The sequence below is a fragment of the Pseudomonas bijieensis genome (assembly GCF_013347965.1).
GTDB classification, from domain to species: Bacteria; Pseudomonadota; Gammaproteobacteria; order Pseudomonadales; family Pseudomonadaceae; genus Aquipseudomonas; species Aquipseudomonas bijieensis.
On sequence record NZ_CP048810.1, the window covers coordinates 5077690 to 5089649 of the forward strand.

The 11960-nt window shown below is 61.9% G+C and carries 13 protein-coding genes; 8 read left to right on the forward strand and 5 right to left on the reverse strand.

The genetic code is table 11. From position 1 onward, the window contains the following. Window positions 1–2 precede the first annotated feature (2 nt). Window positions 3–1082, reverse strand: coding sequence for an endonuclease/exonuclease/phosphatase family protein (locus GN234_RS22325; RefSeq protein WP_109756260.1), 1080 nt, complete (start codon window positions 1080–1082; stop codon window positions 3–5). Between the two features lie 90 nt (window positions 1083–1172). Next, window positions 1173–1835, reverse strand: coding sequence for a YciC family protein (locus GN234_RS22330; RefSeq protein WP_109756259.1), 663 nt, complete (start codon window positions 1833–1835; stop codon window positions 1173–1175). A 176-nt stretch (window positions 1836–2011) separates the two neighbouring features. Between GN234_RS22330 and GN234_RS22335 the strand changes: the two genes are divergently transcribed. The 3 genes from GN234_RS22335 (at window position 2012) to GN234_RS22345 (ending at window position 4012) form a co-directional block, all read left to right on the forward strand. Further along, window positions 2012–2770, forward strand: a complete 759-nt coding sequence (locus GN234_RS22335; RefSeq protein ID WP_163856523.1) for a DUF2076 domain-containing protein — start codon at window positions 2012–2014, stop codon at window positions 2768–2770. Between the two features lie 128 nt (window positions 2771–2898). Next, complete coding sequence (locus GN234_RS22340; RefSeq protein WP_053182045.1) at window positions 2899–3378, forward strand: LabA-like NYN domain-containing protein; 480 nt, start codon at window positions 2899–2901, stop codon at window positions 3376–3378. 22 nt (window positions 3379–3400) lie between these two features. Next, the gene (locus tag GN234_RS22345; RefSeq protein WP_116833518.1) at window positions 3401–4012 is read left to right on the forward strand and encodes a 3'-5' exonuclease; all 612 of its coding nucleotides are present in this window, start codon (window positions 3401–3403) and stop codon (window positions 4010–4012) included. Window positions 4013–4144: 132 nt separating this feature from the next. Here the strand turns inward: GN234_RS22345 and GN234_RS22350 are convergent, their stop codons facing one another. Continuing rightward, the gene (locus GN234_RS22350) at window positions 4145–4597 is read right to left on the reverse strand and encodes an Lrp/AsnC family transcriptional regulator (RefSeq protein WP_109756256.1); all 453 of its coding nucleotides are present in this window, start codon (window positions 4595–4597) and stop codon (window positions 4145–4147) included. Between the two features lie 160 nt (window positions 4598–4757). On the opposite strand from GN234_RS22350, the gene yedA reads away from it, so the two are divergent. Continuing rightward, a complete protein-coding gene (yedA, locus tag GN234_RS22355) occupies window positions 4758–5660 on the forward strand; it encodes a drug/metabolite exporter YedA (protein WP_109756255.1) in 903 nt (300 codons plus the stop codon). Window positions 5661–5718: 58 nt separating this feature from the next. Then, window positions 5719–7056 carry a DEAD/DEAH box helicase gene (locus GN234_RS22360; RefSeq protein ID WP_116833517.1) on the forward strand — a complete coding sequence of 446 codons (1338 nt, stop codon included), beginning with the start codon at window positions 5719–5721 and terminating at the stop codon, window positions 7054–7056. 124 nt (window positions 7057–7180) lie between these two features. Here the strand turns inward: GN234_RS22360 and GN234_RS22365 are convergent, their stop codons facing one another. Beyond that, window positions 7181–8422 carry a TIGR03862 family flavoprotein gene (locus GN234_RS22365; protein ID WP_176689090.1) on the reverse strand — a complete coding sequence of 414 codons (1242 nt, stop codon included), beginning with the start codon at window positions 8420–8422 and terminating at the stop codon, window positions 7181–7183. 280 nt (window positions 8423–8702) lie between these two features. Continuing rightward, window positions 8703–9623, reverse strand: a complete 921-nt coding sequence (locus GN234_RS22370) for a histone deacetylase family protein (RefSeq protein ID WP_176689091.1) — start codon at window positions 9621–9623, stop codon at window positions 8703–8705. A gap of 73 nt (window positions 9624–9696) precedes the next feature. On the opposite strand from GN234_RS22370, the gene GN234_RS22375 reads away from it, so the two are divergent. The 3 genes from GN234_RS22375 to GN234_RS22385 all read left to right on the forward strand — a co-directional run bounded on the left by GN234_RS22375 (window position 9697) and on the right by GN234_RS22385 (window position 11830). Continuing rightward, entirely contained in the window at window positions 9697–10266 is a 570-nt protein-coding gene (locus GN234_RS22375) for a GNAT family N-acetyltransferase (protein WP_116833514.1), read from the forward strand. A gap of 104 nt (window positions 10267–10370) precedes the next feature. After that, window positions 10371–11240, forward strand: coding sequence for an acyl-CoA thioesterase II (tesB, locus tag GN234_RS22380; RefSeq protein ID WP_176689092.1), 870 nt, complete (start codon window positions 10371–10373; stop codon window positions 11238–11240). Next, window positions 11237–11830, forward strand: a complete 594-nt coding sequence (locus tag GN234_RS22385) for an HAD family hydrolase (RefSeq protein ID WP_116833512.1) — start codon at window positions 11237–11239, stop codon at window positions 11828–11830. Before tesB ends, GN234_RS22385 begins: the two co-directional genes overlap by 4 nt. Window positions 11831–11960 lie beyond the last annotated feature (130 nt).

Genomic DNA, 11960 nt, shown 5'->3' on the forward strand with positions numbered 1-11960 from the left:
GTTCATGGCATTGCCGGCAACAAGAACCGCGCAATCACCGGCAAATGATCGGAGATGCGCAAGGTATCGTCCTGCCTTACCTGAGCTTCAACCCGTTTGATCCGCGGGCTGTAGAACAGGTAGTCGACGGTGCGGTCGGGGCCGTTGAGGCCGGGGTCGTTCGGGTAGTGGGTCAGCCAGTGTTCGCGGTCGATGCCGCTGGCCTCGTTGTTGGTGGGGATCATCGGGTATTTGTCCCACAACAGGTGCAAGGGGCTGTCGGCGGAGTAGGGCGTGCGTTGCTCGGACGGCAGGCGCCGGTACTGGCCCAGGGGCAACTGGTTGAAGTCGCCGCCGATCAACCAGGGCGTGCCCGCCGATTCGAATTTATCCAGTGTCTTGGCGACGGCGGTGATTTGTCTGGGCGGGGTTTCTTCCGGCTCGGTGGCCCGTTCCAGATGCGTGTTGAGCACCGCCAGTTGGCCGCCATCGCTCAGTGGCAGATAGCTCACCAACAAGGCATTTTTCGGCTGGAACTGACGGCTGATGAAGTTGGCGTCGGCCACCGGCAGTTGTACTCGTTCGGCGTGTTCGATGCGGTAGCGGCTCAGGGTCGCCAGTTGCCGGCCGACGCTGCCGAAGATATGCGGGTTGGGGATGAAGTCGGCCTTCCAGTCGAAGGCACTGGTGCCGCACGGGTAGAGGTCGGCCAGGCGTTCCTGCAACAGCTTGAGCTGGTCCTGGTAATCGCTGGCCTTGGCGCCCTTGTCCAGTTCCTGGAGCAGCACGATGTCCGGTTGCTCGTCGCGGATCACCCGTGCCACTTCGTCGAGGCTGAAGGCCATGTCTTCCAGGGTCGGGCTTTCATCGTCGCCCTGGGCCAGGTCGTTCCAGAACACGTAGCGCTTGCCGGCGAGGAACTGAACGTTCCAGGTCATCACCTTCAACGCCTGGCCGGGCACCAGCGGTGCCGCGTTGGCGGTGCAACTGACCGGCACGGTTTCCCGGGGCTGTGGTCGCCAGGTCAGGCCGTAGATCGACAGGGCGGCCAGGCTGAGGATCAACAGCAGGCCCAGCAAGGTGTAGCGCAGTAGACGGGTCATGGCTCGGCTTATGGGCGAAACGCGAAAGTGCTCCCGAGCATAACCGAGAGCGGTTCTCAAGCCCAAGCCCAGGGCCTTCGCAGTGTGCGATCAGCGGTTATCAGGCTTGGCCTCGATCAACATGAACATGCGGAACAGCACCACGCTGGTGAACAGTTGCAGGAAACTGTGGACGCTGTCGATCAGCAGGCTGAGCACGGGGTTCTGGGGCGACGGATACACCGAGACGCTGACGCCCTTGAGCAGCCATAGCGGGCCCATCACCGCGAGAATGCACAGCAGGATCCGCCAGAAGTTGCCGCGGGACAGGTTCAGGCTTTCCTTCATCGCGGCCAGGGGTGTCAGGCCCCTGAGGACCAACAGGTATTCACTGAAGGCCAGGGTCACCATCAGCCACAGGCCAGGCAGGAAGTACAGCGAAAGCCCCACCAGGATCAACAGCGTGTTGAGGGCCGTCAGCAAGGCAAAGCGTGGCCACAGGGTGAGGGCGGTTGCGAGCAAGTCACGGGTGCGTGGCGCTTCACCGCGGCTGCGGGCGTCGAGAAACAGGATCAACGCGGCGGTGTACAAGGGGTAGACCAGGAGCCCGACGATCACGCTGTAGCCGGGGAAACCCTCGGGGCCGACGGCGTTGTCCACGCCTTGCTGCAGCACAGCCTCGAGTATGACCAACGGCAGGCACAATTGGGCGATCCGGCCCAGATGGCGCTTGAAGAAATACAAAGAGTCGCGCAACACGTCAAACGGATTCATGAGTCGGTATCGCAGTTCAAAAAAGCGGTTCGACACTTTAACCGATCAGGCGCCCGCACAAGCAAACGTAAACATCAGGTAAAGACCATTGAAACCTTTTTGGCGAGCCCCATTACTGGTGGGCACCGGTCTTCGGGATCGGAATGGTTTCTACCCGGCAATCTAACGAGGTCGCCATGAACAGCGAAGAACAAACCCTGATCGATGGACTGTTTTCACGGCTGCAACAGGCCGAAAAGGAATCAGCCCCGCGTGACGCCCAGGCCGAGGCGCGGATCAAGGAGCACATGGTCAGCCAGCCAGCGGCGGGCTATTTCATGGCCCAGGCGATTCTGGTGCAGGAGGCCGCGATCAAGCGCCTCGATGAACAGAACAAGCAACTGAGCCAGCAAGTCGAGCAATTGCAGGCCGAGCTGCAACAGGCCCGCAAACAGACGTCGGCGCCCAGCGGCGGCGGTGGTTTTCTCTCGAGTATTTTCGGTGGCAGCTCGCGGGATTCACGCCCATCGAGCCCGCCGGCCTCCAGTGGGGGCGGCTGGCGCGAACCGGCGCCGTCGTCCTTCAATGCTCCGCCCCAACAGGGCTTCGGCGCGCCGCCCGGCAATTACGGCGCACCGCAACAGCAGGCCCCGGCAGCGAGCAGCTTCCTGGGCGGCGCCCTGAAAACCGCAGCGGGCGTGGCCGGCGGCGTGATGCTGGCCCAAGGCATCAGCAGCCTGTTCCACAGCGGCCAGCAACCGCAGGAAATCGTCGAAGTCATCAAGGAAGAGCCGGCCCAACCGGTCAACGACACTGCCAACAGCAGTGACAACGGCTGGGGTGATGATCAGCGGGTGGCCGATAACGATACCTATGGCAACGACCAGGGTGGTTTCAGCGACGCGGACTACAGCGACGATTCTTCTTTCTTCGGCGACGACGACTCCTTCGTCTGACCCACCATTCGTCCGGGGCGCCCTGGCGCCTCGGGCCGATTATTCGCGGAACAATCCTTCAGACTGGCATACTGGGCAACTTTTCGGCCCAGGTGGTCTGCGTGCGTGTGCATCCAAGAGGAAACGCGGTGAAAAAAATTGCAGTGTTCGCCGATGTCCAGAACCTCTACTACACCGTGCGCCAGGCCTATGGTTGCCATTTCAATTATGCCGCGCTGTGGGCCGATGTGAGCAAGCAGGGGCAGATCGTCGAGGCCTATGCCTATGCGATCGATCGCGGCGACAGCAAACAGCAGCAATTCCAGCAGATCCTGCGCAACCTGGGTTTTGTCGTGAAGCTCAAGCCCTACATCCAGCGCAGCGACGGCTCGGCCAAGGGCGACTGGGATGTGGGCATCACCCTCGACATCATGGACGCCGCCGACCACGTCGATGAAGTGGTGCTGGCCTCCGGTGACGGCGATTTCGACATGCTGCTCGAGCGCATCATCCAAAAGCACGGCGTCCAGGCTGTGGCCTATGGCGTGCCGGGGCTGACCGCCAATTCGCTGATCCGCGCCGCCAGCCGCTACGTGCCCATCGAAGGCGCCTTGCTGCTCAAGAATTGATTTTTACGGAGCTCAGACAGGTTTGGAACGCATCGCAGTCATCGACTTTGAAACCACCGGCATCACGCCAAGCAGCAGTTGTCGGGCCACCGAAATTGCCGTGGTGATCCTTGAGCAGGGCCGGATCGTCGACCGCTACCAGAGCCTGATGAATGCCGGCGTGCGCGTCCCGGCGTTTATCGAGCAACTGACCGGCATCAGCAATGCCATGCTGCGCAGTGCACCGTCGGCGGAAAAGGTGATGAACGAGGTCAACGAGTTCGTCGGCATCACGCCGCTGCTGGCCCACAACGCCGCGTTCGACCAGAAGTTCTGGGACTTCGAACTGGGGCGAATCAAACGCACCCGCTTGCAGAATTTTGCCTGTTCACTGTTGCTGGCCCGGCGCCTGATGCCGGCGGCGCCGAACCACAAACTCGGCACCCTCAACGCGTTCGCTGGCTTGCCCCACACCGGCCAGGCTCACCGGGCCATGGCCGACGCCGAAATGGCCGCCAACCTCACCGCGCACCTGGCCTCGGAACTGCGGCAAAAGCATGGGCTGCGGGAGTTGTCCCATGATTTGCTATGCAGCTTGCAGAAAGTGCCGGCGGCGAAGATCAACGAGCATCTCAAGCGGCATCGCGGGTTCTAAGCACACCACAAAACAAAAACTGTGGGAGCGAGCCTGCTCGCGATTGCGGTATGTCAGTCGACATTGATGTTGGCTGATCCAACGCTATCGCGAGCAGGCTCGCTCCCACAGTTTTGATTTGTGTTGGGTCGTTTATTTCCCGTTGCCTTCCAACTGCCCCAACGGCACACGCTTTTCAATGGCGCTGGACAGCACGATCGAGGTCTTGCTGAAGCCGAACTTGGCGATGCGGTTGATCAGCTCTTCCAGCTCCGGCATAGAACCGACCGCCGCTTGCATGATCACGCACGGATCGCCGGTCACCCGATGGCATTCGGTCAGTTGTGGGATCTTGCACAGTTCGTCGTAAGTCTTCTGTTTACCGTGTTGGTCCATCCGCAGTTCGATGACGCATTGGATCGGCAGGCCGATTTTCGCCATGTCGACTTTGGCTTGATAGCCGGTAATCACGCCGCTGGTTTCCAGCTTGCTGACTCGCTCGGCCACGGCGGGGGCCGACAGGTTCACTTTGCGGGCCAGTTCGGCGTAGGACGCACGACCGTTTTCCAACAAAGCGCTGAGCAGCATGCGGTCGTATTTATCCACGGTTTGGCTTCCGATGACATGACTTTCGAAAGCATGGTTTATAGCGTTTATCTCCGTGTTTTGAAAAGTGTATGGGTCGGATAAACAGGTTTTGTAACTTATTTTCCGTCTGTCGCCTTTCTAGAATAGCGTCTCTCATTGTCCTGACTTCGAGCCGACCATGCCTGGCCCACGCCGTTTTCCTTTGCCATTGATCGCTGCCTTTTTCGCCTTGTACGTCATCTGGGGATCGACCTACCTGGTGATTCGCATCGGTGTCGAGCATTGGCCGCCGCTGTTGCTGGCGGGGATCCGTTTCGTGCTGGCCGGTTCGCTGATGTACGGCTTCCTGCGCTGGCGTGGAGCGCCGGCACCGACTTGGGCGCAATGGAAGGCCGGGGCCATCATTGGCGTGCTGTTGCTCAGTTTCGGTAACGGTGCGGTGAGTGTGGCCGAGCACACGGGCGTGGCATCCGGGGTCGCTGCGCTGGCGGTGGCGACGGTACCTTTGTTTACCCTGCTCTGCGGCTACTTCTGGGGCGCGCGCAATACCCGTCTGGAATGGGCGGGGATTGTGCTAGGGTTGATCGGCATCGCCATGCTCAATCTCGGTTCGAACCTGCAATCGAGCCCGTTGGGCGCGACCTTGCTGGTGTTCGCGGCAGCGTCCTGGGCCTTCGGTTCGGTGCTGAGCAAGCACCTGCCGTTGCCGGCGGGGGCGATGGCCAGCGCCGTGGAAATGCTGGTGGGTGGCGTGGTGCTGTTGATCGGCAGCGTGGCCAGCGGTGAGCATCTGGACAGTATTCCGCCGTTGGAAGGTTGGTTCGCCCTGGCTTACCTGACTTGCTTCGGCTCGATCGTTGCCTTCAACGCCTACATGTACCTGCTCAAGCATGTACGTCCGGCGGCAGCCACCAGTTATGCCTACGTCAACCCGGCCGTGGCGGTGTTGCTGGGCATTGTGTTCGCCGGTGAGACCATCGGCATCGAAGAAGCCCTGGCGATGCTGGTGATCATCAGTGCGGTGGTGTTGATCGGCTTGCCCCAGTGGCGCAAACCCAAGCCTGCGCCGGCCACATCCTGATTTAGGGTAAACTGCCGCGCATTGCACACCTTGCGCTGATTTTTCCTACGGTATTTCCATGACTTTCGCCACCCTTGGCCTGATCGAACCCTTGCTGCGCGCCCTCGAGACGCTTGGTTACCAGACCCCGACTCCGGTGCAGGCCCAAGCCATGCCGGCAGTGCTGGCCGGTCGCGACTTGATGGCCGCCGCCCAGACCGGTACCGGCAAGACCGCCGGTTTCGCCGTGCCGCTGTTGCAACTGCTGACCACCGAGGGACCGAAAGTCGCGGCCAACTCGGTGCGGGCGTTGATCCTGGTGCCGACCCGCGAGCTGGCCGAACAGGTCCATGAAAGCGTGCGTCAGTACGCGCAAAACTTGCCGCTGAGCACTTACGCTGTGTACGGCGGCGTCAGCATCAACCCGCAGATGATGAAACTGCGCAAAGGCGTCGACCTGCTGGTCGCCACGCCGGGCCGCTTGCTCGACTTGTTCCGCCAGAACGCGCTGAAGTTCAACCAGTTGCAGACCCTGGTGCTGGACGAAGCCGACCGTATGCTCGACCTGGGCTTCTCCGAAGAACTGGCGAATATCTACAAGGCCCTGCCGAAGAAGCGCCAGACCCTGCTGTTCTCGGCAACCTTTTCCGATGCGATCCGCTTGCTGGCCGGGCAGATGCTCAACGATCCGCTGAGCATTGAAGTGAGTCCGCGCAACGTGGCCGCCAACACCGTCAAGCAATGGGTGGTGACGGTGGACAAGAAGCGCAAGCCGGAATTGTTCGTGCACCTGATGCGCAAGAACAAGTGGAAGCAGGTGCTGGTCTTTGCCAAGACGCGCAACGGCGTCGATGCGCTGGTGGAAAAACTCCAGGGCCTGGGCGTCAACGCCGACGGCATCCACGGTGACAAGCCCCAGGCCACCCGCCAGCGTGCCCTGGACCGCTTCAAGGCCAGCGAAGTGCAGATCCTGGTGGCCACCGATGTCGCCGCCCGTGGCCTGGATATCGAGGATTTGCCGTTGGTGGTGAACTTCGACCTGCCGATCGTCGCCGAAGACTACATCCACCGTATCGGTCGTACCGGTCGGGCGGGCGCTACGGGGCAGGCGATTTCTTTAGTCTGCGCCGATGAAGTGAATCTGCTGTCGGCCATCGAGATGCTGACCCGTCAGACATTGCCCCGGCAGATGGAGCAGGACTTCGAGCCTGAGCATCGGGTGCCGGACACTGATGCCAGTGGCCAGGTCATCAAGAAACCGAAAAAGCCGAAGAAACCAAAGGCCTCGGGCGGTGGTGGCAAGCGCAACCTGGGCAAGTGGGTGGACAGCGGCGATTCCTCGCCTGTGGAACCCTCGGTCAAGCCTGTGCGAAAAGTGCCGGTGTTCAATACCGGGCCGCGTAAGCGTAAGCCTTGATGATCTGCTCTATCTGATAAACCACTTTCGCGAGCAGGCTCGCTCCCACATTCGACCGAGTTCTTTCAGAAAGAATGCGATCACTGTGGGAGCGAGCCTGCTCGCGATGGCCGCGCCTCGATCTTCAATCCAGGCGCTGTAACCACTCCACCATGCCCAACCCCGCCGCCCGGCCGCTGGCAAAGCACGCCGTGAGCAGGTAGCCGCCGGTCGGCGCTTCCCAATCGAGCATTTCCCCAGCGCAGAACACGCCAGGCATTTGCTTGAGCATCAGGCGTTCATCCAGGGCTTCGAACGCCACGCCACCGGCGCTGCTGATTGCTTCGTCCAAAGGCCGGGTCTTTACCAGGGTGACCGGCAAGGCCTTGATCGCCTGGGCCAGCCGCGCCGGGTCAGCGAAACAATCGGCGGGTGTGAGCTCGCGCAACAGCGCCGCCTTGACCCCATCGATGCCCAACTGGCTGTGCAGGTGCTTGGCCAATGAGCGTGAACCGCGAGGCTTGCTCAGGGCTTGCTGGATTTTGTCCACAGGTCGCCCTGGCAGCAGGTCCAGATGAGTCGTTGCGCTGCCGTGTTGGTTGATCGCTTCGCGAATCGCTGCCGACAACGCATAGATCAAGCTGCCTTCGATGCCCGTGGTGGTGATCACGCATTCGCCGAGGCGCGGCACATCGTCGTTAAGGCCGATGGCGATGTTTTTCAGTGGGGCGCCGGCGAATTTGCTGATCATCAGGTCGCTCCAGGCCTCGACCTCGAACCCGCAGTTGCTCGGTTGCAACGGTGCCAGGGCCACGCCGTGCTGTTCCAGCGCCTGCATCCAGGCGCCGTCAGAGCCCAGGCGTGACCAGCTGCCGCCGCCCAGTGCCAGCAGTGTCGCGTCGGGGCGTAGTGTTTTCTCACCTTCCGGACTGGCTATTCGCAAACTGCCATCGGGGTTCCAACCGAGCCAGCGATGACGGGTGTGGATCACCACGCCGGCATCACGCAGGCGCTTGAGCCAGGCGCGCAACAGCGGGGCGGCTTTCATGTCGGTAGGAAACACTCGCCCGGAACTGCCGACGAAGGTGTCGATGCCCAACCCGTGAATCCATGTGCATAACTCATCCGCACCGAATGCCCGCAGCAGCGGCGCGAGGTTCGGTGCGCGCTCGCCATAGCGGGACAGGAGGGCCGGGAAGGCTTCGGAGTGGGTGATGTTCATGCCGCCAACGCCAGCCAGCAGGAATTTCCTGCCTACCGATGGCATGCCGTCGTACAGGTCGACCTGAAGGCCGGCCTGGCTCAACACCTCGGCCGCCATCAGGCCGGCGGGGCCGCCGCCGATGATGGCGATGTTCGGTGTGGAAGGCTTGGCGGTCGAGGTCATGATTTGAACTGTGGGGGCTGGAATAGGCGGGGCATTCTACCAGCACAGATCCCTGTGGGAGCGGGCTTGCTCGCGAATGCGGTGTGTCAGTAACATAAATATCGACTGGCGCACCGCATTCGCGAGCAAGCCCGCTCCCACAGGAGTAGGTAGGTGCTCTTGAGAGCTGATCAAAAAACAACCAGGACTGCGCAAGCTATAGTCAACACAGCCTGTAGGCCGTTTCGCTCAGGTTATCCACAGGCCGGCCCACAGGCATTGTGGGTAACGCGCCCAGCGTTCAATGACAACCTGATGACGACCAGACCTTTTGTACGCTGTGGTGCAGGATCCCATGGCGACGGGCCAGGGCCTGGCGGTCCTTGCTGTAGCCGCCGCCGATCACGCCGACCACCGGGATATCGCGTCCCAGGCAATGGCGCATGACGCTCTCGTCCCGGGCGGCGAGGCCTTCGTCGGTCAGCTTCAGGTAACCGAGGGCGTCGTCCTTGTGGACATCGACGCCGGCGTCATACAGCACCAGGTCGGGCTGGTAGAGCGGCAGCAGATAGTTGAGCGCATCGTCCACCACCTTCAAGTAAGCGGCGTCGCCCATGCCCATGGGCAAGGGGATGTCCCAGTCGCTTTGGGCCTTGCGTGCGGGAAAATTCTTTTCGCAGTGCAAGGAAACTGTCACGGCATCGGGGGTGTCATGGAGTATTCGAGCGGTGCCGTCGCCCTGATGTACATCGCAATCGAAAATCAGCACCCGCGAGACCCGACCGCTGGCCAGGAAATAGCGACTGATCACCGCCAGGTCGTTGAAAATGCAGAACCCGGCCGGGTGGTCGTAATGGGCGTGATGGGTGCCGCCGGCCAAGTGACAGGCCAGACCGTGCTCAAGGGCCTGTTCGGCGGCCAGGAGCGAGCCGCCCACGGCGCGTACCGTTCGACGGGCCAGGGCTTCGCTCCAGGGCAGGCCGAGTCGCCGTTGGTCTTCGCGGGACAACTCGCCGCCCATGTAGCGTTCGATATAGCCACGGTCGTGGGCCACGGCGAGAATGTCTGGCGGACACAGCGCCGGGCGCAGCAGGTCGGCGTCGCGGGTCAGGCCGCTGTCGACCAGGTGATCGCGCAGCAGGCGAAACTTATCCATGGGGAAACGATGTTCGGCCGGGAATTCGGGACTGTAGTCTTCGTGATAGATCAGTGGCAGCGGCATGGTGTTTTCAGTGGTGATTATGTGACGGATCCTACCAGCGTTGTAGACTCTGGGGCATGGAAGGGGAGTGAAGATGGAGCCGATACTGGAACTGGAAAGCGCACGGCTGCTGTTGCGGCAGTGGCGTGACGAGGACTTGCCGGAATTTGCCGCCATGTGCGCAGACCCACAGGTGATGCGTTATTTCCCCGCGCCCTTGAGCCGCCTGGAAAGCGCCGCCCTGATCGGTCGCGTGCGTGGGCATTTCGCCGAGCATGGTTTTGGTTTGTGGGCCCTGGAGCGCAAGGACACCGGGGCCTTCATTGGCTTTACCGGGCTCGGTGTGGTCGGGTTCGACGCGCCGTTCACACCGGCCATCGAGATCGGCTGGCGTCTGGCGCGGGAGCACTGGGGGCTGGGCTATGCCAGCGAGGCGGCGTGGACCGCACTGCGCTGCGCCTTCGACCAGTTGTTGCTGGACGAAGTGGTGGCGTTCACCGCTGTGGATAACCTGCCGTCGCAAAAGGTCATGCAGGCCATCGGCATGCAGCACGATCCGGCTGACGACTTCGAACACCCAAAGCTCGCGGTCGGGCATCCATTGCGTCACCATGTGCTCTATCGCATCAACCGTGAACAGTGGCTACAGACCCTGCACGGTTAGCCGACACGGACGTTTACAATGCCCGCCACAATGGCTCGGGCCAACAATCGATCCACCGCCGCAGCGCAGACTGCGCGGTGTTGCGCTGTGTGAGGAAAGTCTGAATGAGCCACGTGTTGGAAGATCTGGTCGACCTGCTGACCCTGGAACCGATCGAAGAGAACCTGTTTCGCGGTCGCAGCCAGGACCTGGGGTTCCGTCAGTTGTTCGGTGGCCAGGTGCTGGGTCAGTCGTTGTCGGCGGCCAGCCAGACCGTGGAGGAGGCGCGTCATGTGCACTCAATGCACGGTTATTTCCTGCGTCCGGGTGATGCCGCACTGCCGGTGGTCTACCAGGTGGACCGGGTGCGTGATGGCGGCAGTTTCAGCACCCGCCGGGTGACGGCGATCCAGAAGGGCAACCCGATTTTCACCTGCAGTGCGTCGTTCCAGTATGACGAACAGGGCTTTGAGCACCAGAGCAGCATGCCGCAAGTCGTCGGGCCGGAGAACCTGCCGTCCGAGTTGGAGCTGACCCAGCAGCGCGCGCACCTGTTGCCTGAGCACATGCGCGAAAAACTGCTGTGCCCCATGCCGATCGAGGTGCGCCCGGTCACCGAAAAAGACCCTTACAACCCGCAACCGGCCGATCCGATCAAGTACGTGTGGTTCCGCGCCGATGGCGCCCTGGCCGATTCGCCAGCGTTGCACAAATACCTGCTGGCCTACGCCTCGGACTTCGGCCTGTTGACCACTTCGCTGCTGCCCCACGGCAAATCGGTGTGGCACAAGGATATGCAGGTCGCCAGCCTCGACCACGCCTTGTGGTTCCACGCCGACCTGCGCGCCGATGACTGGTTGCTCTACGCGATGGACAGCCCGTGGGCTGGCAATTCCCGCGGGTTTTCCCGTGGCAGCGTGTTCAATCGCGCCGGGCAACTGGTGGCCTCGGTGACCCAGGAAGGCTTGATCCGCCATCGCAAGGACTGGGCATGAGCCTGGCCGACGTTCGACACTGGGTATTCGACATGGACGGCACGCTGACCATCGCCGTGCATGATTTCGCGGCGATCCGCGTGGCTCTGGCGATTCCGGCCGAAGATGACATCCTCACCCACCTGGCGGCGTTGCCGGCCGATGAAGCCGCAGCCAAGCATGCCTGGCTGCTGGAGCACGAACGGGACCTGGCGTTGGGCTCCAAGCCCGCACCGGGGGCGGTCGAGTTGGTGCGCGAACTGGCGGCGCGTGGCGTTCGCCTGGGGATCCTGACCCGCAACGCCCGCGAGCTGGCCCACGTGACCCTTGAAGCCATCGGCCTGGCGGACTGTTTCGCCGTGGAAGATGTGCTGGGCCGCGACGAAGCACCGCCCAAGCCTCATCCCGGTGGCCTGTTGAAACTGGCCGAGGCCTGGAACGTGGCACCTGAGACAATGGTGATGGTCGGTGACTACCGTTTCGACCTGGACTGCGGGCGTGCTGCTGGGGCGCGGACGGTGCTGGTGAACCTGCCGGACAATCCATGGCCGGAGCTGACGGATTGGCATGCGCGCGATTGTGTCGAGTTGCGGCGGATGCTTTTGGCTTGAGGGTTGTATTGTCTGATCGATCGTTATCGCGAGCAGGCTTGCTCCCACAAGGGGATTTCTGTTGATCGCAGAATTTGTGTCCACACCAGATCTACTGTGGGAGCGAGCCTGCTCGCGATGAGGTTCTGGC

Coding starts and splice junctions, on each gene's coding strand:
- tesB (WP_176689092.1), top strand. CDS start 10,371: ATGAGCCACGTGTTGGAAGATCTGGTCGACCTGCTGACCCTGGAACCG.
- GN234_RS22365 (WP_176689090.1), bottom strand. CDS start 8,422: ATGACCTCGACCGCCAAGCCTTCCACACCGAACATCGCCATCATCGGC.
- GN234_RS22330 (WP_109756259.1), bottom strand. CDS start 1,835: ATGAATCCGTTTGACGTGTTGCGCGACTCTTTGTATTTCTTCAAGCGC.
- GN234_RS22385 (WP_116833512.1), top strand. CDS start 11,237: ATGAGCCTGGCCGACGTTCGACACTGGGTATTCGACATGGACGGCACG.
- GN234_RS22335 (WP_163856523.1), top strand. CDS start 2,012: ATGAACAGCGAAGAACAAACCCTGATCGATGGACTGTTTTCACGGCTG.
- GN234_RS22370 (WP_176689091.1), bottom strand. CDS start 9,623: ATGCCGCTGCCACTGATCTATCACGAAGACTACAGTCCCGAATTCCCG.
- yedA (WP_109756255.1), top strand. CDS start 4,758: ATGCCTGGCCCACGCCGTTTTCCTTTGCCATTGATCGCTGCCTTTTTC.
- GN234_RS22375 (WP_116833514.1), top strand. CDS start 9,697: ATGGAGCCGATACTGGAACTGGAAAGCGCACGGCTGCTGTTGCGGCAG.
- GN234_RS22360 (WP_116833517.1), top strand. CDS start 5,719: ATGACTTTCGCCACCCTTGGCCTGATCGAACCCTTGCTGCGCGCCCTC.
- GN234_RS22325 (WP_109756260.1), bottom strand. CDS start 1,082: ATGACCCGTCTACTGCGCTACACCTTGCTGGGCCTGCTGTTGATCCTC.